Origin of the sequence: Moritella viscosa (assembly GCF_900120065.1) — a bacterium.
Taxonomy (GTDB): Bacteria; Pseudomonadota; Gammaproteobacteria; order Enterobacterales; family Moritellaceae; genus Moritella; species Moritella viscosa.
The window spans coordinates 35743-58595 of sequence record NZ_FPLG01000087.1; the positions used below are offsets into that span (position 1 = coordinate 35743).

At 40.8% G+C, this 22853-nt stretch carries 21 protein-coding genes; 5 read left to right on the forward strand and 16 right to left on the reverse strand.

Annotated elements, in window-relative coordinates; all coding sequences use genetic code 11:
• Positions 1 to 113: 113 nt before the first annotated feature.
• Positions 114 to 1142, reverse strand: coding sequence for an AraC family transcriptional regulator (locus BT797_RS11810; protein WP_045111990.1), 1029 nt, complete (start codon positions 1140 to 1142; stop codon positions 114 to 116).
• A gap of 173 nt (positions 1143 to 1315) precedes the next feature.
• Here BT797_RS11810 and BT797_RS11815 point away from each other — a divergent pair, with 173 nt between their 5' ends.
• From BT797_RS11815 to BT797_RS11825, 3 genes are read left to right on the forward strand one after another with little or no spacing between them, the layout of a single operon-like run.
• Positions 1316 to 3013, forward strand: coding sequence for an FAD-binding oxidoreductase (locus BT797_RS11815; protein ID WP_045111991.1), 1698 nt, complete (start codon positions 1316 to 1318; stop codon positions 3011 to 3013).
• An 8-nt stretch (positions 3014 to 3021) separates the two neighbouring features.
• Positions 3022 to 4710: a glycerol-3-phosphate dehydrogenase/oxidase gene (locus BT797_RS11820; RefSeq protein ID WP_045111992.1), complete on the forward strand. Its 1689-nt coding sequence runs from the start codon at positions 3022 to 3024 to the stop codon at positions 4708 to 4710.
• A 20-nt stretch (positions 4711 to 4730) separates the two neighbouring features.
• Positions 4731 to 6335, forward strand: a complete 1605-nt coding sequence (locus BT797_RS11825; protein WP_045111993.1) for an FGGY-family carbohydrate kinase — start codon at positions 4731 to 4733, stop codon at positions 6333 to 6335.
• Positions 6336 to 6420: 85 nt separating this feature from the next.
• Here BT797_RS11825 and rplI read toward each other — a convergent pair whose 3' ends face one another.
• The 4 genes from rplI to BT797_RS11850 form a co-directional block, all read right to left on the reverse strand.
• Positions 6421 to 6873, reverse strand: a complete 453-nt coding sequence (rplI, locus tag BT797_RS11830; RefSeq protein ID WP_045111994.1) for a 50S ribosomal protein L9 — start codon at positions 6871 to 6873, stop codon at positions 6421 to 6423.
• 48 nt (positions 6874 to 6921) lie between these two features.
• Positions 6922 to 7149: a 30S ribosomal protein S18 gene (gene rpsR, locus BT797_RS11835; RefSeq protein WP_006030173.1), complete on the reverse strand. Its 228-nt coding sequence runs from the start codon at positions 7147 to 7149 to the stop codon at positions 6922 to 6924.
• A gap of 82 nt (positions 7150 to 7231) precedes the next feature.
• On the reverse strand, positions 7232 to 7600 hold the full coding sequence (gene rpsF, locus BT797_RS11840; RefSeq protein WP_045111995.1) for a 30S ribosomal protein S6: 369 nt from the start codon (positions 7598 to 7600) through the stop codon (positions 7232 to 7234).
• Positions 7601 to 8020: 420 nt separating this feature from the next.
• The gene (locus BT797_RS11850; RefSeq protein ID WP_082276052.1) at positions 8021 to 8497 is read right to left on the reverse strand and encodes a GNAT family N-acetyltransferase; all 477 of its coding nucleotides are present in this window, start codon (positions 8495 to 8497) and stop codon (positions 8021 to 8023) included.
• A gap of 172 nt (positions 8498 to 8669) precedes the next feature.
• Here BT797_RS11850 and BT797_RS11855 point away from each other — a divergent pair, with 172 nt between their 5' ends.
• Positions 8670 to 9236, forward strand: a complete 567-nt coding sequence (locus BT797_RS11855; RefSeq protein ID WP_045111998.1) for an RDD family protein — start codon at positions 8670 to 8672, stop codon at positions 9234 to 9236.
• Between the two features lie 176 nt (positions 9237 to 9412).
• Here BT797_RS11855 and rlmB read toward each other — a convergent pair whose 3' ends face one another.
• The 8 genes from rlmB to artP all read right to left on the reverse strand — a co-directional run bounded on the left by rlmB (position 9413) and on the right by artP (position 18030).
• Positions 9413 to 10165, reverse strand: a complete 753-nt coding sequence (gene rlmB, locus BT797_RS11860) for a 23S rRNA (guanosine(2251)-2'-O)-methyltransferase RlmB (RefSeq protein ID WP_045111999.1) — start codon at positions 10163 to 10165, stop codon at positions 9413 to 9415.
• Positions 10166 to 10200: 35 nt separating this feature from the next.
• Positions 10201 to 12720 (reverse strand): ribonuclease R, encoded by a 2520-nt coding sequence (gene rnr, locus BT797_RS11865; protein WP_075472214.1) that lies wholly within the window; start codon positions 12718 to 12720, stop codon positions 10201 to 10203.
• Positions 12721 to 12903: 183 nt separating this feature from the next.
• Positions 12904 to 13701 carry a tetratricopeptide repeat protein gene (locus BT797_RS11870; protein ID WP_045112001.1) on the reverse strand — a complete coding sequence of 266 codons (798 nt, stop codon included), beginning with the start codon at positions 13699 to 13701 and terminating at the stop codon, positions 12904 to 12906.
• A gap of 152 nt (positions 13702 to 13853) precedes the next feature.
• Positions 13854 to 14792 (reverse strand): malate dehydrogenase, encoded by a 939-nt coding sequence (gene mdh / locus BT797_RS11875; protein WP_075472215.1) that lies wholly within the window; start codon positions 14790 to 14792, stop codon positions 13854 to 13856.
• 252 nt (positions 14793 to 15044) lie between these two features.
• Positions 15045 to 15710 carry an arginine ABC transporter permease ArtM gene (gene artM / locus BT797_RS11880; RefSeq protein WP_045112003.1) on the reverse strand — a complete coding sequence of 222 codons (666 nt, stop codon included), beginning with the start codon at positions 15708 to 15710 and terminating at the stop codon, positions 15045 to 15047.
• A complete protein-coding gene (artQ, locus tag BT797_RS11885) occupies positions 15707 to 16381 on the reverse strand; it encodes an arginine ABC transporter permease ArtQ (protein ID WP_045112004.1) in 675 nt (224 codons plus the stop codon). Before artQ ends, artM begins: the two co-directional genes overlap by 4 nt.
• A 132-nt stretch (positions 16382 to 16513) precedes the next feature.
• Positions 16514 to 17257, reverse strand: coding sequence for a transporter substrate-binding domain-containing protein (locus BT797_RS11890; RefSeq protein WP_045112005.1), 744 nt, complete (start codon positions 17255 to 17257; stop codon positions 16514 to 16516).
• A gap of 32 nt (positions 17258 to 17289) precedes the next feature.
• Positions 17290 to 18030 (reverse strand): arginine ABC transporter ATP-binding protein ArtP, encoded by a 741-nt coding sequence (artP, locus tag BT797_RS11895; RefSeq protein ID WP_045112006.1) that lies wholly within the window; start codon positions 18028 to 18030, stop codon positions 17290 to 17292.
• Positions 18031 to 18353: 323 nt separating this feature from the next.
• Here artP and argR point away from each other — a divergent pair, with 323 nt between their 5' ends.
• Positions 18354 to 18815: a transcriptional regulator ArgR gene (gene argR, locus BT797_RS11900; protein ID WP_045112007.1), complete on the forward strand. Its 462-nt coding sequence runs from the start codon at positions 18354 to 18356 to the stop codon at positions 18813 to 18815.
• Between the two features lie 94 nt (positions 18816 to 18909).
• Here the strand turns inward: argR and BT797_RS11905 are convergent, their stop codons facing one another.
• From BT797_RS11905 to BT797_RS11915, 3 genes are all read right to left on the reverse strand, one after another.
• Positions 18910 to 19965, reverse strand: a complete 1056-nt coding sequence (locus BT797_RS11905) for an ABC transporter ATP-binding protein (protein ID WP_045112008.1) — start codon at positions 19963 to 19965, stop codon at positions 18910 to 18912.
• Positions 19965 to 21596 (reverse strand): ABC transporter permease, encoded by a 1632-nt coding sequence (locus tag BT797_RS11910; RefSeq protein WP_045112009.1) that lies wholly within the window; start codon positions 21594 to 21596, stop codon positions 19965 to 19967. Before BT797_RS11910 ends, BT797_RS11905 begins: the two co-directional genes overlap by 1 nt.
• Before the next feature lie 146 nt (positions 21597 to 21742).
• Positions 21743 to 22762 (reverse strand): Fe(3+) ABC transporter substrate-binding protein, encoded by a 1020-nt coding sequence (locus BT797_RS11915; protein ID WP_045112010.1) that lies wholly within the window; start codon positions 22760 to 22762, stop codon positions 21743 to 21745.
• Between the last annotated feature and the right edge of the window lie 91 nt (positions 22763 to 22853).

Consider the following 22853-nt stretch of genomic DNA (forward strand, 5'->3'; position numbering starts at 1 on the left):
TACTCACTAATTGCATCCTGCTTTGAAGCAGTGTAAGGGTTAATTTTATTATTTTTACAAATATTAGACCTCATACTCGAAAAATGAAAGTATTGGGACTATAAATGGCTGACTTAACTTAATTTTTGTGAACTACACTCTCTATAAACGCTCGGTGTTTTTCCTGTCCAACGCTTAAAACTACGAAAAAAAGAACGCGCTTCACTAAATCCTAACTGCATGGCAATATCATCTACCGCCATCTGTGTTTCAATTAAATACTGCTGAGCCAGTGATAAACGCGCCTCATCCAATAATTTCTGATAACTGGTTTGCTCTTGCTGCAATTTCCGCTGTAGTGTTCTTTCACTCATGTTTAACTGCCCAGCGACCATATCTTTGCGGGTAATGCCCTTCGATAATAAAATACGAATAATATCTTTAACTTGGACACTAAAACTGTGTGTATCACCAAGGGCAGAAACTTGTCCAGCGGCATGTAACTCAAGGGTTTTCAATAAATTATGATCAGGTTGCCGTAACGGAATATCAAGATATTCACGCGGCAAAATAAGACTATTACTTGGTTGTGAAAATAGTACTGGACAAGAAAATACCTGCTGATAGTGATGTATAAGTTCTGGCGCTGGTGCTGCTCGTTGCAGGTGTACTTCCAACGGCCCTAAATCTTGCCCTGACAACCAGCGAACATAAGCAAGCCAAGAAGCAAATACATTATCGACCATTTGATCCCGCACATCTTCAAATGTATAAGCACAATGCCAATTGATACATAGCTGCTTAGATTGATAATTAATTGAAGTTACGCCCATGTCGCCCACCAATTTTTCATAAGGTTGGATACGTTCAAGTGCTTGCTCAAGCGTCGCACACGTCATCGTGATATAACCCAGTACACTGTACGAGCTCGGCTCAACAAAGGCACCACTTTTCAATCCGAATAAGGGGTCATCAGTAGCTATAATAAGGTTGGCCAAAAATGCCTGTAATTGCTCACCAGCGATACGCTCACTTTCTTGGGCAAGTGTTGCCACAGTGATATTACTGCGTGACAATAACGCCGGTACATCGATATCCAACGTTTCCACATAGCGTAAATACTGCTTTATTACTGGCACTGATACTGAACCTAGCCCTACCATAACTGAATCATCCTTATTCAATACGTATTTATGAGTATAACGAGCTTTACCCTGAGGTATTGTGAGTTAGTCCTAATTTGATACTTATGTTGGCTTAATACGACAATGCTATCAACCGTACTTTACATCTAAACTAGATGACATACCGTAATATTACAGAGGAAGATGAGATTATGAAACGTTGGAATGGTTGGGGCGATGAAGCCAATAAATTAGATCTACCGAGTACTGCTGATGCATTTTTACTTTCAAAAGTAGGGGCAACAACACCACTCATCGATGCGCAGCTTGAGGAGGTGATGAAACAAGTACCAGCCTCCCGGTTGCCCAAACACCCGTTATTTAATCTCGATTCTGAAGTACGTATTCGTCACGCTAGGGGGCAGAGTTTACCGGACTGGTTAGCCATGCGCAGTGGTGATTTTGAATATTTCCCGGATGGCGTCGCCTTTCCAGAAAACAGTGATGATTTAGTCGAGATCCTTCACTTTTGTCAACAACACAATATCCTCGTCATCCCCTATGGTGGCGGTACCAGTGTAGCAGGTCATATCAACCCATTTGCATCCGAACACGCTATTTTAACTGTCGATATGGGGCGTATGAATCGGCTCATTGCACTCGATACCGAAAGCCAGCTCGCCACATTTGGCGCAGGAACACCGGGACCACAAGTCGAAGCACAGTTACGTGCGCAAGGTTATACTTTAGGGCACTTCCCGCAATCTTTCGAACTTTCAACCATTGGCGGCTGGGTAGTCACGCGATCGAGTGGTCAACAGTCTTTACGTTATGGCCGCATTGAAGAACTATTTGCCGGAGGTGAAGTAATCACCCCTGTAGGTCGACTAAATATTCCAACTTTCCCCGCTTCGGCAGCTGGCCCTGATATTAAAGCATTGTTAATGGGCTCAGAAGGCCGTATTGGTATCTTATCTGAAGTCAAAGTCCGTGTGCGTAAACTCGCAGCACAAGAGAACTTTTACGTGACCTTCTTCCCGAGTTGGCAGCAAGCCAAAGAAGCAGCAAAAACACTCGTCCAATCCGATATACAACTGTCTATGCTGCGTTTAAGCAATGCTATCGAGACCGAAACCCAACTCGCCTTAGCCGGACACGAAAAACAAATAGCCTTACTCGAAAAAGCCCTCGTTGCATTTGGGGTAAAAGAAGGTAAATGCATGATGACATTTGGCTTAACAGGGACCAAGTTCCAATGTCGCAGCGCATTAAAGCAACTAAAAAAGATCACCAAAGCATACCAAGGATTATACACAGGGTCATTCATGGGTAATAAATGGGCTGAAAAACGCTTTACCATGCCCTACTTCCGCGAAGCGTTATGGCAAAAAGGCTATGTCGTTGATACCCTAGAAACAGCAACTGACTGGCATAACGTCGATAATCTATTAACCAAAATAGAAACCAATCTACGCACAGTATTAAATCAGGATCCAACTGCTGGCTCACCACAAATGCATGTGTTTACTCATCTGTCTCATTTTTACCAACAGGGCTCTAGTATTTACACCACTTATATTTTCAAAGCCGGTGACAATTACCAGCAAACTTTAGCGCAATGGGCAAAGTTAAAACATACCACCTCAGAGATCATCGTTAACAACCAAGGCACCATTAGCCATCAGCATGGCGTCGGTAAAGATCACCAACCTTACTTAACTACAGAGAAAGGAGAATTGACGCTCAAAGCTATTCAGTCTTTGTGCGACACATTTGATCCACAGCAAATAATGAATCCACATTGCCTCATTGCATCAAAACCAGCATCAGCAGTCGTACCACAACAAACATCAACACTGAGTGCGCAATCAAACAGTGATAGCACACAACATCAAGAACAGGTCAGCTAGGAGGTAATATGAACCATATATTAACCAGCTTGAGTCGTAAACAGCATCTATCTCAGATCCAACAAACTGCTGATAATACTGTTTGGGATATGATTGTTGTTGGTGGGGGAATCACGGGGGCTGGCATATTGTTAAGTGCCAGCCAAGCTGGACTGAAAGTATTATTAGTTGAGCAACAAGATTTTGCTTGGGGTGCATCCAGCAAGTCTTCAAAAATGGTACACGGCGGTCTGCGTTATCTTGGTAGTGGTCAATATAATATGACCAAAGATGCCGTGACTGAACGTGAAAAACTGCTTAACGAGTTACCCGGTTTAGTCAACCCTCTGCAATTTTTGATGGGCCATTATAAATCTCAATTTCCAGGCCCCTTTGTGTTTAATAGCTTGCTGACCATCTATGATTGGATTGGTGGGAAACGTAATCATAGTTATATTAATCAAGGCATTGGTGACTTTCATGTCCCAGGGATTGAACAGAACAAATTGCAGGGTGCAACACAGTTTGCCGATGCAGTCACTGACGATGCTCGTTTGGTCATGCGGGTATTACAAGAAGCGCAAGAACTTGGTGGTCGTGCCATCAATTATCTCAGCGCAGAGCATCTGATTAAAACCGCCGATAGAGTCACTGGCATTAAAGTATCTGATCAGGTATCTGGACAAGTATTTAGCTTAAAAGCCAACGTGGTAATCAATGCAACGGGTCCTTGGACTGACAAATTACGCCAGCAACTGCAAGCTAAAAAAGCGATTAGGCCATTGCGAGGCAGTCATTTAATTATCCCAAGCTGGCGCTTACCACTCGCCTATTCGGTTAGCTACTTCCACCCTGAAGACAAGCGTCCTATCTTTGCTTTTCCTTGGGAGAATAGTACTGTGATTGGTACTACAGATCTTGATCATAACAGCGATTTAGATCAACAACCTTGCATTAGCCAAAGCGAAGTTGATTATTTACTTACCGGGATCAACAGGCAGTTTCCGCAAGCTAATATTAGCGAAGCCGATGTGATATCAACCTACGCTGGGATCCGGCCTGTAGTCAGTAATAGTACAAATAGCACTGCCAATACCAGAAGTAAGGTAAAAAATACCAAACCGTCAGATGAAAAACGTGAACATTCTATCTGGAATGAACAAGGTTTGATCAGTGTCGCAGGCGGTAAGCTCACCACCTTCAGGTTAATCGCTCTCGATGTATTAAAGGTCGCGCAGCATTACTTACCAGATATAAATCTCATCGAGTTACAAGCAGCTAAACTATTTCAACCGATCAAAGTTAAGCCAATCGACAGTATCTTGACCCCGCAGCAAATACAGCGTTTAAAAAGTCAGTATGGTAACCACTATAGTCATTTGATCAATAACGCCACTCACGGTGATCTCAAGTTGATTGGTAGCACAAATACATTATTTGCTGAACTAAAGTGGATACTACAGCACGAAATGGTGATTCATCTTGATGATTTATTACTACGTCGTTGTCGTATCGGGCTATTATTGCCAAAAGGTGGAGAACAGTTATTCGTGCAATTACAGCCGCTTTGCCAAGCAGCGTTACACTGGAATGAAGCGCAATGGCAACACGAAGTCGGTCGCTATCAAACCATAATTCAGCGTTACTATAGTTTGCCAAAGCATAGTCATTGTTTACCAAAACATAACGATAGCTCACCTCACGTTGTGGCAAGCTAGCTCAGTCGGAGATAATTTACATGGATAGTCGTACTCCAACATCATTACCTTTAGCATCGGAGCAGCAACGCTATTTGTTAAGTATTGATAATGGAACCCAAAGTGTTCGCGCACTGCTTTTTGATAACCAAGGAAATTTGATCGCCAAAGGACAGCAAGTGATCACCCCCTACTTTTCAGCGCAACCAGGTTGGGCAGAGCAGGATCCTGATTACTACTGGCTAGCCGTCAAACAGGCCTGTGATTTACTTTGGCAAGATCTTAAGCAATTCCCTGAGATCAATAAACAAGACATAGTAGGCATGTCGATCACCACCCAACGTGGCACAGTGATCAATCTCGATGCGGAAGGTAAACCATTACGACCGGCGATCATCTGGTTAGATCAACGTCATGCGCAACAAGAGAATATTCAATGGCCTTGGAACTGGTTATTTAACATTGCCCGTGTTGAGGATATTATTCAGCGCTTTCAAGAAAAATCACAAGCGATTTGGATCCGTCAGAATCAACCCGACATATGGCGCGATACATCCAAATACTTACTGTTATCAGGCTTTCTAAATTATAAGTTCACCGATAACATAGTTGATTCAATCGGTAGCCAAGTTGGCTATATTCCGTTTGATTATAAAAAATTAGCGTGGTTAAAAAAATCAGATTGGCGCTGGAATATGCTAGCGATAGATCCGAAAATGTTACCTAAACTCATTGAACCCGGTGAACTTATTGGTCATGTTACCGAAGGTGCGGCGGCCTATACAGGGATTCCAGCTGGGTTACCTGTGATAGCCTCGGCATCAGACAAAGCTTGCGAAATTATCGGCTCTGGTGGTAACCGCCCTCACATCGCGTGTTTAAGTTATGGCACTACCGCTACGATTAATATCACCACAGAAAAATACGTGGAAGCCACCCCACATTTACCGCCATTTCCTTCCGCGATACCCCGTCACTATTCTTCAGAGGTCATGATTTATCGTGGTTTTTGGCTAATCAGTTGGTTTAAAAAAGAGTTTGGTTTACGAGAACAACATCTCGCAGATGCTGAAGGTATCGCACCAGAAGTATTATTCGATCGCTTAGTCGCAAAAATTCCAGCCGGTTCTATGGGGCTGATGTTACAACCCTATTGGACACCTGGCGCACGCGATCCCGGACCTGAAGCCAAAGGCGGTATTATTGGTTTTGGTGATGTACATACCCGTACCCATATCTATCGTGCGATATTAGAAGGACTTGCCTATTCATTACGAGAAGGTAAAGAACGTATCAGTAAACGTAACAAGGTAAAAATAACCACGTTGCGGGTATCAGGAGGCGGTTCTCAAAGTGATGTCGCGATGCAATTAACGGCCAATATTTTTAATATGCCAGCAGAACGCCCACATACATTCGAAACATCGGGATTAGGGGCTGCGATTGTTACTGCAGTTGGGCTCGGTATTTATGCCGACTTTGATCAGGCAATTTCAGGAATGACACGAGTAAATAAAGTCTTTCAACCGCAGCCAGAGATCGTCGCGACTTATGATGCACTTTATAACCAAGTCTATCTAAAGATGTATAAACAGTTACAACCTTTATACCAGTCTATTCGTACCATCACTGGCTACCCAAAATAGTGATGTCCTCAAATTACAGGCATAAAAAAAGCCATGGTATACACCATGGCTTTATACTGAGATTAATCTAAAGTTAAACTTTAAATTAAGCTTCAGCTACAACTTCTAAGTTCACTGTAGCGAATACTTCGCTGTGTACTTGGATGCTGATTTCGAACGCACCAAGAGTACGTAAAGCGCCTTCAGGAAGACGAACTTCACTTTTAGCAACTTCAACACCAGCAGCAACGATCGCATCAGCGATGTCACGAGTACCGATAGAACCGAAAATCTTACCTTCGTCACCAGCTTTAGTTGCAATTACAACAGCTTCTAGAGCGTTGATTGTTGCAGCTTTAGCTTCAGCAGTTGCTTTAACAGCAGCTACGTTAGCTTCTAGTTCAGCACGACGTGCTTCGAAAGATTCTACGTTTGCTTTAGTTGCTAGAACCGCTTTACCTTTCGGTAAAAGGAAGTTACGAGCATAACCAGCTTTAACGTTAACAGTCTCGCCTAATGCACCTAATTTAGCGATCTTGTCTAATAAAATTACTTTCATTACCTTTCCTCAAAAATATAGAGTTAGTCTTGACGACCAAACAATAGCTTACTTATGTAAGTCAGTGTATGGAAGTAGAGACAAGTAACGTGCGCGTTTAATCGCACGACCAAGTTGACGTTGGTACTTAGCACGTGTGCCAGTAATACGACTTGGTACAATTTTACCGCTTTCAGTTACGTAGTTTTTTAACGTAGCGATATCTTTATAATCAATCTCCGTAACACCTTCAGAAGTGAAACGACAGAATTTACGACGACGGAAAAAACGTGCCATAATTAAAATCTCCTAAAATCTTCTCAAATAATTGGATAACTAAATGCTATCCAATAAACAAATACCTATAGCTAAAACGCTATTATTTAGCAGCTGGTGCTTCAGTAGCAACAGGCGCTTCACGGCGTTCTTCTTTAGCTTTAGCCATTGGAGAAGCTTCAGTAACTACACCTTTAGTACGTAGGATCATGTTGCGGATCACTGCGTCGTTAAAGCGGAAGTTATTTTCTAGCTCATCAATAACATCTTGGCCAGCTTCAATGTTCATAAGAACATAGTGAGCTTTATGAAGTTTGTTGATTGGGTATGCTAATTGGCGACGACCCCAGTCTTCTAGACGGTGGATAGTACCATTTGCTTCAGTGATTACAGCGCTGTAACGCTCGATCATGCCTGAAACTTGTTCACTTTGATCTGGGTGAACCATAAATACGATTTCGTAATGACGCATCGTAAGCTCCTCACGGGTTTAATCAGCCTCGGCTCTGGCTTAGTCGGTCCATCGAGGCAAGGAACGTATAGAAAATTGACTAATTTTGAGACCGCGAATTATATAGTGCCACAGCGGATAATTCAACTAGCAAACACAGATAATAGTAAAAAACTATTCTATGGTGACAGCAAATTTCACATTCAGTCTAAAGTATTAGTCAAAACCAATCGTTTAACTGTTGATAAGTTAAAGCGTTAATAACAAATACTGATTTTTAGCTTTATCATCAAACTGTCAAAAATAGCGAATAATATGTGGCCTATTAAATAAAGTATTAAAAATAAAAATAACTGAAGTTTATCAATGTTAAACAAGGAGTTGTTATGATAAAAACATTATCACCTTACATGCTATCGTGCTTGTTATTAGTCTTATTTGTTATGAGCTTTTCGAATACCCAACACTCGTTTTCCAGCGCATACCAACATGGGGTATTCCATCTTCCAAATATTCTACCGTCACGCTCGTAAATCCGTAGCCTTGATAATAATGCTGTAAATGGGCTTGTGCAGAAAGGTATAAATCTTGCTCAGGCCATGCTGATTTGGCCGCATTAATACCGCACTCTAATAACTGATGACCAAGACCTTGACCACGTGCCGATGCAGCAGTAACCACTCGACCAATAGCCACATCAGGATAACTGACACCTGGGGCTAAAATACGCAAATAAGCAAGTAACTCACCCGTCGTACTATAATGCAGAATATGACGCGTATCTGGATGCATATCTAAACCATCAATATCTTGATAAACGCAATCTTGCTCGACAACAAAGATAGCCGCACGTAATTGCAATACATCATAGAGTTGTAAACTCGACAACTCGCTAAACCGATAACACATCCAAGTCATAATCAATCCCGTATACTAAAATTAAAATCATCAAGCATAATAACAATATTATTTACGCTGTGTATTAAAACTTAGATTCATAAATAAGTGCGAGTAAATCTTGATTATTACGCTAAGGATTGATTATCATCTATGTCTGAATCCAGTTAACTAACTAATTTATAGAAGTCATATGCAACCTGAACCTTCGTCATCACGTCAATATGTTGAACTTGCTACGTTAGCTCAACGCTTTCAAGCAGCAATATTAGATAAAGTTATTTTTCCGACTGTAATGTTAGTCCCGTTTATTCTCGGTTTTGATTTACTGAATTTAAGTGCCGGTATCGATGAAAACTTTACAATTTCCTTTGCCACTCAAGTCAAAGTATCTTTACTTGAGATTGTGTTATTCATGGCGCTAAACAGTTACCTACTTAAAGAATATGGTCAAACCCTAGGTAAACGCATTGTTGGAATTGCGGTAGTGGGTGAAAATGGCCAACGCCTCAGCTTACAAGATATTATCCTTAAGCGTTACCTGCCATTTTGGATTGTCGCTTATCTACCACTCTTTGGTTTTGTAATTACAATCAGTAATTTCTTGGCGATTTTTAGAGGTGATCAACGCCGCTGCCTACATGATGACTTAGCTAAAACATTAGTTGTGAAGATGCCAAGAGGCCGTAAAATTGCGAGTAGCGAAGCGCATATAGATAGTGACGGTAAAAGTGAAGCCTCAGACGTAATGGATGCTTAATCGCAAGCGCATTAAGCTAAGTAATACCATCACGCAGCAAACTATAGTCGGTAAAAACTTTAATTCATAAAAAAGAGTTAATAAAAAAGCGTCCATTGATTGGACGCTTTTTTTTATATCAACTCATTGTTGTAAAACCGATTGGTTAAACCGACTGACTAAACAAGAGTCTAGGATTATTTAGCCTGACGTTGACGTACAACTTCAAACAAACAAATACCAGTAGCTACTGATACGTTCAAGCTTGAAACACTACCCGCCATTGGGATGCTAATTAGTTCATCACAATGTTCACGCGTTAGACGACGCAGACCTTTCTCTTCCGCACCCATCGCAATAGCTAATGGACCAGTTAACTTAGGCTGGTATAAATCTTGTGTAGCTTCGCCCGCAGTACCCACAATCCAGATACGACGTTCTTGTAGCTCACGCATAGTACGTGCAAGGTTTGTTACTGCAATCAGTGGCACTGTTTCTGCTGCGCCACACGCTACTTTACGCACCACAGATGTCAGTTGTACAGACTTATCTTTAGGCACAATAACAGCATGAACACCGGCCGCATCTGCACTACGTAAACAAGCACCTAGGTTGTGCGGATCAGTAACACCATCAAGAATTAGTAATAATGGCTGTTCTTCTTTTTCTTCAATACGGTTTAGTAACGTATCAAGATCAGATTCATTTAGTTTTTTACCTTCTTTAACGCGCGCTAATACACCGTTATGACGGCCGCCGTCACACTTCTTATCCAGTGTGTTACGGTTAACCAATTGCACTGCAATACCAATATCATTTAATTCTGCTATTAATGGTGTTAGACGATCATCTTCACGTCCTTTTAATGCATATACTTCAATGAAGCGCTCTGGTTCATGCTCCAATAATGATTTAACTGCATGAATACCGAAAATTAGTTCACTGCTCATTCTATCTCTCTACCTTGTTACTATTATTACCATTACTATTTATTAGCTTTTTGCTTTGAACGTTCAGCTCTGCCCGGACGTGATTTAGCCTTGGCTTTTACTTTTTTCTTTGCTGGCTTAGTCTTGCCTTTCGGCTTAACGGCATCAACCGGTGATGTGCCTTTTTCAACAGCATCGCCTGTTTGAGGCTGTAGCTTGGCAGCAACGCGTGCTTTATCAGCCGCACTTACCACTACATCACTATTAGTTTTTAACTTTAATTTAGTCTTTTTGTTCGGCTTCGCTTTTGCACCTTCAGGTTTACGTTTACCTGAAAATTCTGCGGGTTTACGTTTACTGCGACGACTGTGTGTTACTGCACCCGCTAGCTCAAGATCAATCTTCTTATCATTCATGTTGATCGCTAAGACTTTCACCTCAACTTGATCACCAATACGATATTCAACACCACTTGATTCTCCACGTAGCGTTTGACGACTACCATCGAAATTATAGTAATCACCACGTAAACTAGACACGTGTACTAAACCATCGATGTTAAGATTTTTAATACGCACAAAGAAACCAAAGCCCGTTACCGCTGCGATCACACCCTCAAATGTATCACCAAGATGATCTTGCATGTATTCACACTTCAAGAAATCTGACACATCACGCGTTGCATCATCGGCACGACGCTCTGTTAATGAGCAATGCTCTCCGAGTGTCTCAACATCCGATACTTGGTAACAATAACCACCTGTGCTAGTCCAGCGTTTCGTTAAGGGTTTACCTGCTTTAACTGCCGCTTGATTAGCAATTTCAAACTTGATCGCACGGTGTAAGACTAAATCTGGATAACGACGAATTGGTGATGTAAAGTGACCATACGCAGTTAATGCTAAACCAAAGTGACCGTTATTTTCTGCTTGATATACAGCCTGTTTCATTGAGCGTAGTAGCATTGTTTGGATAAGTTCTTTATCCGGACGATCTTGAATTCGGCTAATCAAATCAGCGTAATCTAGCGGGGTTGGTTTCAAACCACCCTTTAGCTCTAGACCCGTCTCACTTAAGAAACTTCTGAAGTTAACCAGTTTTTCTTCACCCGGTGTATCATGCACACGTAATAATGCCGCAGCTTTATGCTTGCTAACAAAACGTGCCGATGCAACGTTCGCTAAGATCATGCATTCTTCGATCAGTTTATGCGCATCGTTACGTACTACCGGTACGATCTTATCTATTTTACGATGTTCATTAAATACAAAACGCGTTTCTAACGTTTCAAATTCAATGGCACCACGTTCAGAACGTGCTTTTTTCAACACTTTATACATGTTATGTAATTCGTGAAGATGTGGTACTACCGCTTCGTATTCATCACGAAGTTCAGTATCACCATCAAGAATATTAGCTACTTTGGTATACGTTAAACGCGCATGTGAGTTCATCACAGCTTCGTAAAATTTATAACCCGATAAACGACCAGCATCAGAAATGGTCATTTCACAAACCATACATAAACGGTCAACATGTGGATTCAGTGAGCATAAACCATTCGATAATACTTCTGGCAGCATAGGAACTACTTGCTCAGGGAAGTAAACCGAGTTACCACGGCCTTGTGCTTCTAAATCTAAATCTGAATTAGTTTGCACGTACGAACTTACGTCTGCAATTGCTACCCATAAACGCCAGCCACCGCTTTTTTTACGTTCACAGAATACAGCATCATCGAAATCTCGCGCATCTTCGCCATCAATCGTTAACAACGGTAGATCACGTAAATCAACACGATTTAGTTTCGCATCTTCAGGGACTTCTGGTGACAATTTTGCCATGTCATCAAGAATATGTTCTGGCCATACATGCGGAATATCATGCGTACGGATCGCCACTTGGATTTCCATGCCAGGTGCCATATTTTCACCCAGTATCTCGATCACTTTACCTAACGCAGGCAAGTTATAAGTTGGACGTTTTACAATTTCAGTCACAACCATTTGACCAGCACGAGCACCGAGACGTTCTTCATCACTAATGCGTATTTCTTGTTTAATACGGCTGTCATCTGGACGTACAAAGGCAATACCTTTTTCCAAATAAACACGACCAACAAGTTGCAGTGGTTCAGCATCTAATAAACGCACGAAACGCGCTTCTTTACGGCCTTTAAACTCTTCTTTTACAGGTTGTGCAAGAATACGGTCGCCATGGAATAACGTCGACATTTGACGGATAGAGATAAATAAATCTTTACCACCATCATCAGGACGGAAGAAGCCAAAACCATCGCGGTGACCCAATACCAAACCTTCCAGCAAATCTAAGCGTTCAGGTAGTGCATAAGTTCTGTTACGACAGAAAACCAACTGCCCATCACGCTCCATCGCACGTAAGCGACGACGTAAAGCTTCTTCGTGTTCTTCGCCTTGTAACGTTAATCCGGCAAATATTTGCTCACGATTAATCGGCTTATCTAGGCTACGAAGATAATCAAGAATGAATTCTCGACTAGGAATAGGATTATTATATTTTTCCTGCTCACGCGAGTGGAAAGGGTCTTTACTCATAGAAGGTCCAAATTGGAGGAAATAACGGTCAGATTATATACCCAAACTACGTCAGGATACAGTTTTGTACCATAAGTAAGTCGGTATACGAGAAGGATAGTGCCAAATGAACGCAGGATCGAATCTAATCTAACTCTAATTGACTATTCAGTTAGCTTCAATGAGGTACTTAATTCGTCATGCTTACTGATATTTAGCGGCATTCTTTGCTGCTGTAACCACACGTTCAGGCATTAAGTTTTCTAATTGTGCTAATAACTGGGTTAATTTTTTGTGCATCTTAACATCAGCCGTCACAGTATTATATAAATAACTGTAAGCCATTTGATAATCATAAGGACTACCGTAACCTTGAATTAATAACTCGGCCCATTGTATTTTCGCCGGTAAAAAACCTAATTTAGCAGATTGTTCAAATAACGGTACAGCACGCTCGATATCTTGCTGCACAAATTTCCCTTGTACATAGTAACGCCCCAGTTGTTCTAATGCTCGAGGTTGACCCTGTCTTGCTGCTGCACGCATATAATAAATACCAAGTTCGGCATTTTTATCAACACACACACCCCAGGCTAACATGTCACCCCATAGAAATTGATAAGTAGGTAGCCTTACTAATTCAGCACGCGCTTTAATATCAGCAACGAGTTGGCACTCATCTGCACGTACCCTTTTAAGGTGGGTATTTTCTGCAATTAATTGATTGAGTTCATCATCACTATATAGCTCTATCGCACTGGGATATTCGCTGAATGCAGATGCTGTTTTACCTGCTTTCTCCGCTGCAACAGCACGTTCTCCACTGTCGGTAATACGTTGCTCTTTTTCACCAACTGGTTTGCTAAACACGACAGTCTTGACACTTTCTTCTGCAAAGACTGGCATTACAACGGCCAAAGACACACTCGTCGCCATGACTAATAATGCAGCTTTCACATAATGACAAATTGTCGTTAACCTAGCTGTCGGTGTTATAAACATATCAATCAACCTAAAAAATTTGCGCGATAATAACTACTGTAGTAACAGTTATATCGACCGATGTGTCGCTTTCTTAAATAAAAAAACCCAAGTTAAAAATAACTTGGGTTTCAATTGTCATCATCTTTAACCTAACAGGCTAAATGTAATGATTAACCAGCAACGAATTCTTCACCTAATGTGATGTTCGCTTTTAGTTCTTCTAGCATTGCATCGCGTGCGTTCGTTTCAAATTCGCTTAAGTCACCGTATGCTAATACTTCTTCAACGCCGTTCTTACCTAGTAGTACAGGTTGTGCGAAGAACGTTGCGTGCTCAGAGCCACCGTCAACATAAGTACATTCAACGATACCTTCTTCACCTTGTAGTGCGCGAACAAGAGAAAGACCGAAACGTGCTGCTGCTTGACCCATAGAAAGTGTCGCAGAACCGCCACCCGCTTTAGCTTCAACAACTTCAGTACCAGCATTTTGAATACGTGGTGTTAGCGTCGCAATTTCTTCTGCTGTAAATTCAACACCTTTAACTTGAGAAAGTAACGGAAGAATAGTGACACCTGAATGACCACCGATAACCGGCACTTCAACGTCAGCAAGTGAAATGCCTTTAAGCTCACTTACAAAAGTTTCAGAACGGATAACATCCAGCGTCGTAATACCGAATAGTTTACGCTTATCGTAAACACCCGCTTGCTTAAGTACTTCAGCAGCGATTGGCACAGTAGTGTTAACAGGATTAGTAATAATACCGATACATGCATTTGGACATACTTCAGCACATTTAGCGGCTAAGTTTTTGATAATGCCAGCATTGATATTAAATAAATCTGAACGGTCCATGCCTGGCTTACGAGCAACACCCGCAGAGATAAGTACAACGTCAGCACCAACAAGTGCATCTGTAGGATCTGTACCAGCAAAACCAGCAATAGTAACGTCTGTAGGGATATGGCTTAAATCAACAGCAACACCTGGAGTTACTGGTGCGATATCATATAGTGATAAATCTGAACCAGCAGGTAGTTGAGTTTTCAAAAGTAGGGCTAAAGCTTGACCGATACCACCAGCAGCACCTAATACAGCAACTTTCATAGACGTCTCCATTATCTTAATTGTTTATGTAGAATACAATATTCACACATTCCTTTAATCACTGCTACCTTACTGCAACATTGATTAAAAAACAATTAACAACACGAATATGCACGGTAAATAAATGAATTACGTATGGGTTTTAAGAGTTTCGCTTTCTATCTATTAGCGATTCACTTTCAGGTGAAATAATACAATTTGCTCACTGATATCGGTATCAATAACAATATCAGTAAGCAACTAATGCAGAAATTAAGATTGGAACGCGAGGGCTTTTTTCTCTAGTTGTTTAAAGATTAATACCAAGATACCATTCATGCCTAAGTAGATAATACCCGCTGCAGAAAAGGCCATTAATGCATCATAGGTTTGACCATTGATTTGATTGGCATAACCCATCACATCCATAATCGTGATCGAGCTGGCTAATGATGTACCTTTGAGTACCAAAATTACTTCATTAGAATAAGACGGTAATACCCGGCGTATCGCATGTGGCACGATAACAGCTAGTGTCTGCCAGCGGTTCATGCCGAGGGCTTTACATGCATCCCATTCACCACGTGGTACCGATTCAATCGCACCTTTAAAGAGTAACGATGAATACGCCGCCGTATTAAACGATAACGCAATAATCGCGCAAATTTTAGCCTGACGCAGGTAATCCCATAAGAAGCTGTCTTTGATCCACTCAAACTGTGATGGACCACTGTATACCAAAAAGATTTGAATCAATAACGGGGTACCGGTAAAGACCAAAATAATAGTCCGTGATAATAAGTTTAATCCAGGGATCTTATTGATCATCGCCAGCGTTAACAACGCCGCTATCATAGACCCAAACAATAAGCTGAAAAAAGTAATTTCAAGGGTGGTGCTCAAACCATTAAATAATAACCAGAAGTGATCTAACGTCATTTTGCTACTCCGGCATCAAAACGATTAATGTAATTATCAAAGTGCTTTAACAACCATTGACTAATCAAAGTTATAATCAGATAAATCGCTGCTGCCGCGACCAAAAAGGTGAAGGGCTTATAGGTACTACCTGATAACAAATCAGCTTGTTTCATTAAGTCCGTCACACCAATTAAGGAGACTAACGCAGTATCTTTTAGCAGTACCATCCACTGATTGCCTAAACCCGGTAATGCTAAACGCCATGCTTGCGGTAAGGTAATACGCAGAAAACAACGCATAGGCCCCATGCCAAGCGCTTGTGCTGCTTGTTGTTGACCTTTCGGCACCGATTGAATAGCCGCACGTAATGTTTGTGATGCATAAGACGCAAAAATTAACGACAATGCCACTACACCACTCCAAAACGGACTAATGTCATAGTATTCATCGGTTAATCGAAATAGGATGTGCGTACCACCAAAGAAAATGAAAAATACAATCAATATCTCAGGTAAACCACGTAATACAGTAACAAATAAGCTAACCGGCTTGGCAATCAGTGGGTTCTTTTGCATTTCAGCAACACAGAATAAAATAGCAAGAACCAAGCCAACCAATAATGATGTTAGCGCGAGGCCAAGGGTGATTTTTGTTGCATCCAATAATAATTGAAGCTGCAAAAGATCCATAAAAACTCCGGACGTAAAAACAAAAAGTGCCCCTAGAAGGCACTTTAAAATGAATTATCTCGTTATTACAATAACTTGGCTATCCCCTGATGTTGCAATGCAACTCAGGCCGAGATTAAACACTGCTATCAGTTATTTAGCAAAGTATTTTGCGTAAATCTTATCGTAAGTACCGTTCGCTTTAATCGTTTGTAAACCTTTGTTCAATTTAGCTAATAATTCAGTATTACCTTTACGCACTGCGATAGCAAAACCAGCACCAAAGTATTTCGCATCAGTGACGGCTTTACCCACAGTTTCGTAGTTACCACCACTGTGCTTAGTTAACCAATCGTGCGCTACTGCAGAGTCTGAAAATACACCATTTATACGACCATTTTTAAGGTCTAAAAATGCTTTTTGGTATGATGGGAAGTTAAGTAATAATACTTTTTCATCTGCATAAGTATCTGTCATGTAAGCTTGGTGTGATGTACCATTTTGTACACCTACTGCTTTACCTGCTAAATCAGCAACCACATTGTATTTACCTTTTTCAGCCACAAGTACCGCTGAGTTTTCATAATAAATATCAGAAAAATCAACTTGTTTTTGACGTGCTGGCGTTACGTCCATTGCTGCAATTGCAGCATCATAACGGCGGAACTTTAGGCTTGGGATCAAACTATCAAATGACTGGTTAGCAAAACTACACTCAGCTTTTAATTCAGTACAAACTGCGCGGGCGATATCAATATCAAAACCTTGGAATTCGTTATTTTCATCCATCATCTCAAACGGAGGATATGTCGCTTCAGTGACAAATTTTATTTGTTCTGCCGCTGTTACTTGCGCCGCTGCTGAAGTTAGAATTAATGCTGTGAGTAATTTTTTCATTTGGATCAACCTATTCCTAATATTTAAATAATCTAATGTTTTAAGTAATTTGTAAACTGTGGCGTTTGTGGTTGCTGGAAGTGCTCAGCACCACCAAATTCAACAATTCCACCGTTTTCAAGATAACAAACCTGACTAGCGACTTTACGCGCGAAGTCCACTTCGTGCGTAACAACAACCTGCGTAATACCTGTGATAGCTAATGATTTAATGATTTCAGCCACTTGATTAGTGACCTCTGGATCTAACGCCGCTGTCGGTTCATCAAATAACAATACTTCTGGTTTCATCATTAAAGCACGTGCAATCGCGACACGTTGCTGTTGACCACCTGATAAGGCTAATGGAAATACATCGGCTTTATCAGTTAATTGTAATTGCTCAAGGATCTTCATGGCCTCTTCACGAGCGTGTTGTTTTGTTTGCTTTAAAATCTTAACGGGTGCTTCAATTAAGTTATCCATCACAGACATATGCGGCCATAGGTTGTATTGTTGAAATACCATACCTACTTTCTGTCTTAGCATCTGGCTACGCTTAGCTAATTTCTTATCACTCAGTGTGGCAGAAAAATCAAATTTTTCACCGGCAATACTGATAGAGCCATTATCTGGCGTATCAAGTAAATTAAGCACACGCAACAGTGAGCTCTTACCAGCACCACTTGGACCAAGCAGCACTAAAGTTTCGCCTTTTGCACATTTAAGGTCGATGTTTTGTAATACATCAAGTTGACCCCAAGATTTACAGATGTTTTTTAGTTCGATGCTCATAATGGTAACTGAATATAATTTCACTAGATATAAGTATAGTAACCGAACAAACCTCAATATCAACATAAATACTCACTTTAATTCGGTTTTTATGCACAGGTGCCACATTAACCAAATAAACTAGATAAAATCTATCCTGCTGGTATCATATGCATAATTATTCAGTTCATCGCTAACCTAATCCATTTATTCATTGTATTAATGACTTAGTAGCAAACTTTATAAATGAACTATAAAATTAATGACAGTATCATAATAAAACCACATTAATTTTAAGATTAGCAACTTGAATTATAGATGAATCAACTGACATGGTAACAAGTATGAGTGAAAAACAAGATCAGTTAGTAAAAGCATTTAAAGGATTATTAAAAGAAGAGCACCTGGGTTCACAAGGTGACATCGTTGATGCGCTTAAAGATCAAGGTTTTGACAGCGTTAACCAATCGAAAGTATCAAGAATGCTCAGTAAGTTTGGCGCAGTACGCACACGCAATGCCAAGGATGAAATGGTTTATTGCCTCCCTGCGGAGTTAGGTGTGCCAACGATTAGCAGCCAGTTAAAAAGCTTAGTATTAGATATTTCCCATAATGAATGTCTTATTGTGATCCAAACAAGCCCAGGCTCGGCACAATTGATCGCTCGTTTATTAGATTCATTAGGGCGTACTGAAGGAATTTTGGGGACGATAGCAGGCGATGACACTATTTTCATAACCCCGACTAGCACCACTATTATTGCAGAAGTAGATAGTGCAGTAAAAGAGTTGTTTGAGTATCTGTAATAAGCATATTAATGTTTGGCGCAGCGACGATTCGCACGCCAAACATTACTTTCGTTAATCAGTTAATCAGTTAATCAGTTAATCAGTTAATCAGTTAATCATGATCAAATAACACCAGCTCATGATTTTCAACTGTCACTTTCACCACATCACCGATGACCATTGGTTGCTGCATTGATATCGATAATGCCATATTGTTATCTATTAAGGTGATAATGCAATGTGTAGTCATACCTAAGAACTGTTGCTTGCTGATCACTGCGATCCCCCGCTCTGCAAGTGCTAAGTTTAATTGTTGAGGTCGAAGAGCTAGCAGTTTTTGTTCACCAACAGCTGCAGTTAACTTATGCTTACCGCGAATAATACCTAATGCAGTTTGTACACTGTAGTCATCGACGACCACTGCATCTAAATAGTTAACCTTACCTAAGAAGTCTGCAACAAAACGTGTCGCAGGTTGGTTATATAGCTCACTTGGCGTCCCTAATTGCTCAATCTTACCTTGATGAAAAACAGCTAAACGATCGGCAAAAGCAAACGCTTCTTCTTTACTGTGGGTAACAAAGATAGCACTCATGTTATGCGACTTAAGTAAGCCGCGCATCTCTTCAATCAAGTGATGGCGTACCTGACTATCAATATTAGAGAAAGGTTCATCAAGTAATAATAACGCCGGCGAACTTGCCAACGCCCGGGCAATAGCGACACGCTGCTGTTGACCACCCGATAATTGATGTGGATAACGGTCAGCGAATTCGGTCAGATTAACCAGATTAAGTACATAATCCAATTTTTCTTTTTGTTTACTTTTGCTTTGTTTATGTAAACTAAATACGACATTGTCAGTCACTGTTAAATGTGGAAATAATGCGTAATCCTGAAAGATCATACCCACATTACGTTTATCTGGTGCCAGGTTGAATTCACCACTATCAACGACATTACCGTTAATTTCGATGCGACCTTGCGTGGGTGGTAGTAACCCCGCGATCAATTTTAACGTTGTCGTTTTACCACAACCACTTGGGCCTAATAAACACAGAATTTCGTTTTTACCTAAACTCAGATCAAGCCCCATTAAAATATCGACGCCAGCATAACTACAATGCAGATCAGAAATACGTAAAGCAGGAGAAGAAGATAGTGTCATCAGTGCTGTTGCTCCAAAGAACGGTTCAAGAAAATAAGCGGGATTAATCCAACTAACACAATCACAATGGCCGCTAATGCAGCCTGCTCTAACATTTCATCAGAAGCAAACTGAAATACGTAAGTCGCTAGCGTTTCATAGTTAAATGGGCGTAATAACAAAGCCGTTGGCAACTCTTTCATTGATTCAATAAAGACTAACAAAAATGCTGCCAATACACCTTTCCGGATTAAGGGAATATGAATTTTACGGATCATACTATGCGGACGGTGCCCTAGCGTGCGCGTGACCATATCTAGTGACGGCGATATTTTATCAATACTGCTTTCAATAGAACCCACCGCTATCGCAGAAAAACGAATAAGATAAGCAAAAACAAGTGCAAAACTAGTGCCAGTAAAGACCAAACCCGGTGTCCAGTCCCACAACAATTCAGTCATATCATTTAATAAAAAGTCGGCTGACGTTAACGGAATAATAATACCAATAGCTAATACAGTACCGGGTAATGCATAACCCATGGTGCTGATGCGTGCTGGAATAGTCGCATATTTAGAACCGACTAAACGACGGTATAAACCCAATAATATCGCACAAAGAACCGCTAAACCAGCGACAATAACCGCAAGAATTAAGCTGTTTGCACTGTATTGAAAGAACTCCTCAGTCCAAGATTCAGCAAAGTAATGCCATGCATAATTAACTAATACCGTAAACGGTAATAAGAAACCAGCAAACACCAACAACCAGCACCAAACCATCGCCAATAACTTAGCACAGCCCGTTAACTGATAACGCACCTCTTGCTCATGTAGCATGCTTTTTTGAAACACTTGTTGTTTACGACGTGCAAAACGCTCTAAACCGACAAACAATAAGATCACCGATAACGTCATCACCGATAATTGCGCGGCAGCCGTTAAACTACCGTGACCAATCCAAGTATCATAAACCGCAGTGGTTAACGTATTTACCGCGAAATAATTCACCGTAGCAAAATCAGCAACAGTCTCCATCGCGATCAGCGATAAACCAACAGCAATTGCAGGACGCGCAAGGGGTAATGACACACGAATACAGCTCGATAGTGCTGAACTGCCGAGTACACGGCTTGCTTGAATAAGGCTGGTTGATTGTTCCAGAAATGAAGTCCGAGCTAATAAATAAAGATAAGGATATAACACCAATGCTAAAACAGTTGCAGCACCGGGTATGGTTCGGATATCAAAAAACCAATAATCACTGGCACTCTGCCAGCCAAATATACCGCGTAAGGCAATTTGTACCGGTCCAGCATAATCAAACATATCAGTATAAATATAGGCCACAATATAAGCAGGCATGGCCATTGGTAACATCAATGCCCACTGTAAACTTTTACGCCCAGGAAAATCACACATGGCAATAAGCCAAGCGGCAGGTAACGCGATAATACTACTGATTAAACAAACAAGGAAAACAAGTGCGAAGGTATTTTGAACATAGTCGAGAAGTACTGTATCAATAAGGTGTTGAAAAACATCAGCACTGGGACCAATTGCCTGATAAAACAACGCGGCAATAGGTAGCGCTAACATTATCGCAATAAACCAACTACTAGAATGCCAAGAAAAGGCTAACTTATGATTCATGAACGGAAAAATAACTCCTGTTTAGATACGCGAAAAGGCTGGTCAGTTACTAAGTAACTAAACCAACCTTTAAATCAGTCTGTTAACAACCAAATCAGCCGTAACATTCACTGTTAACCCAATGTATTATAGGGCTATACGCTATTCTACAAGTCGAATTTAACTTCATCAAGTAGTCTTAGTGCAGCTTTACGATGTTTTGCAATCTCTGCTACAGGCATGTAGTCAGCATTGAACTCACCCCAAGATGAAACTAGCTTAGATGCTTTAATACCCGCTTTAACTGGGTATTCCATGTTCACTTCAGCATACATTTGTTGTGCTTTCGCGCCAGACAGGTATTCCATCAGTTTAACTGCGTTACCTTTGTTCGGTGCGTATTTCGCTAACACCATACCAGAAACGTTTACGTGCGCGCCGTGGTTTTCTTGGTTAGGGAAGTTAATGTTAACAGATTCAGCCCAAGCAATTTGTTTTGGATCTTTTAACATTTTTCCTAGGTAGTAGCTATTACCAAGGGCAACAGTACAAACACCTTCTTTAATCGCTTTAACTTGTGCACGATCGTTACCTTGTGGTTTACGTGCTAAGTTAGCTTTAACACCTTCCAACCATACTTTTGCTTCAGCTTCACCGTGATGTGAGATCATCGATGAGATAAGTGCTACGTTGTATGGGTGTTTACCTGAACGAGTACAGATTTGACCTTTATATTTAGGGTCTGCAAGTTCTTCATAAGTGATGTTAGCAACGTCGCCATAAGCTTCACGTGAAGTATAAATATTACGTACACGTGTTGTTAGTGCAAACCATTCGCCATCTGGGTCACGGTATTGCGCTGGAATGTTATCTTCTAATACGTCGCTTGATACAGACTGAGTAACACCGCTATCAACAGCTTCAACTAAACGACTAATATCAGTTGTTAGTAATAGATCAGCTTTTGATAAACGACCTTCACGTTTCATTCTATCTGCAAGTCCTTTCTTCGCAAATACAATGTTAACTTTCACACCAGTATCTTTCGTGTATTGTTCAAGGATCGGATTAAGCAAGTTCGCTTGGCGATTTGAATAAATATTAACTTCTTCACCGGCAAAAGCAGTAGCGCTCATTAATGACGTTGTTAATGCTAAAGCAGATAAACCAAATATTCCCTTTTTCATCCTTACCTCTAAATACGAATTGTTTACAATATGAAACGGAGTTTATAAGAATATAAAAAGATTCACAAGTGTAAATGATAATAATTATCAC

Coding starts and splice junctions, on each gene's coding strand:
- rlmB (WP_045111999.1), bottom strand. CDS start 10,165: ATGAGCAGTGAACTAATTTTCGGTATTCATGCAGTTAAATCATTATTG.
- BT797_RS11820 (WP_045111992.1), top strand. CDS start 3,022: ATGAACCATATATTAACCAGCTTGAGTCGTAAACAGCATCTATCTCAG.
- BT797_RS11825 (WP_045111993.1), top strand. CDS start 4,731: ATGGATAGTCGTACTCCAACATCATTACCTTTAGCATCGGAGCAGCAA.
- rpsF (WP_045111995.1), bottom strand. CDS start 7,600: ATGCGTCATTACGAAATCGTATTTATGGTTCACCCAGATCAAAGTGAA.
- artQ (WP_045112004.1), bottom strand. CDS start 16,381: ATGGATCTTTTGCAGCTTCAATTATTATTGGATGCAACAAAAATCACC.
- rplI (WP_045111994.1), bottom strand. CDS start 6,873: ATGAAAGTAATTTTATTAGACAAGATCGCTAAATTAGGTGCATTAGGC.
- rnr (WP_075472214.1), bottom strand. CDS start 12,720: ATGAGTAAAGACCCTTTCCACTCGCGTGAGCAGGAAAAATATAATAAT.
- BT797_RS11850 (WP_082276052.1), bottom strand. CDS start 8,497: ATGACTTGGATGTGTTATCGGTTTAGCGAGTTGTCGAGTTTACAACTC.
- artP (WP_045112006.1), bottom strand. CDS start 18,030: ATGAGCATCGAACTAAAAAACATCTGTAAATCTTGGGGTCAACTTGAT.
- rpsR (WP_006030173.1), bottom strand. CDS start 7,149: ATGGCACGTTTTTTCCGTCGTCGTAAATTCTGTCGTTTCACTTCTGAA.
- BT797_RS11810 (WP_045111990.1), bottom strand. CDS start 1,142: ATGGTAGGGCTAGGTTCAGTATCAGTGCCAGTAATAAAGCAGTATTTA.
- mdh (WP_075472215.1), bottom strand. CDS start 14,792: ATGAAAGTTGCTGTATTAGGTGCTGCTGGTGGTATCGGTCAAGCTTTA.
- argR (WP_045112007.1), top strand. CDS start 18,354: ATGAGTGAAAAACAAGATCAGTTAGTAAAAGCATTTAAAGGATTATTA.
- BT797_RS11890 (WP_045112005.1), bottom strand. CDS start 17,257: ATGAAAAAATTACTCACAGCATTAATTCTAACTTCAGCAGCGGCGCAA.
- BT797_RS11910 (WP_045112009.1), bottom strand. CDS start 21,596: ATGAATCATAAGTTAGCCTTTTCTTGGCATTCTAGTAGTTGGTTTATT.
- BT797_RS11815 (WP_045111991.1), top strand. CDS start 1,316: ATGAAACGTTGGAATGGTTGGGGCGATGAAGCCAATAAATTAGATCTA.
- BT797_RS11855 (WP_045111998.1), top strand. CDS start 8,670: ATGCAACCTGAACCTTCGTCATCACGTCAATATGTTGAACTTGCTACG.
- BT797_RS11915 (WP_045112010.1), bottom strand. CDS start 22,762: ATGAAAAAGGGAATATTTGGTTTATCTGCTTTAGCATTAACAACGTCA.
- BT797_RS11905 (WP_045112008.1), bottom strand. CDS start 19,965: ATGACACTATCTTCTTCTCCTGCTTTACGTATTTCTGATCTGCATTGT.
- artM (WP_045112003.1), bottom strand. CDS start 15,710: ATGACGTTAGATCACTTCTGGTTATTATTTAATGGTTTGAGCACCACC.
- BT797_RS11870 (WP_045112001.1), bottom strand. CDS start 13,701: ATGTTTATAACACCGACAGCTAGGTTAACGACAATTTGTCATTATGTG.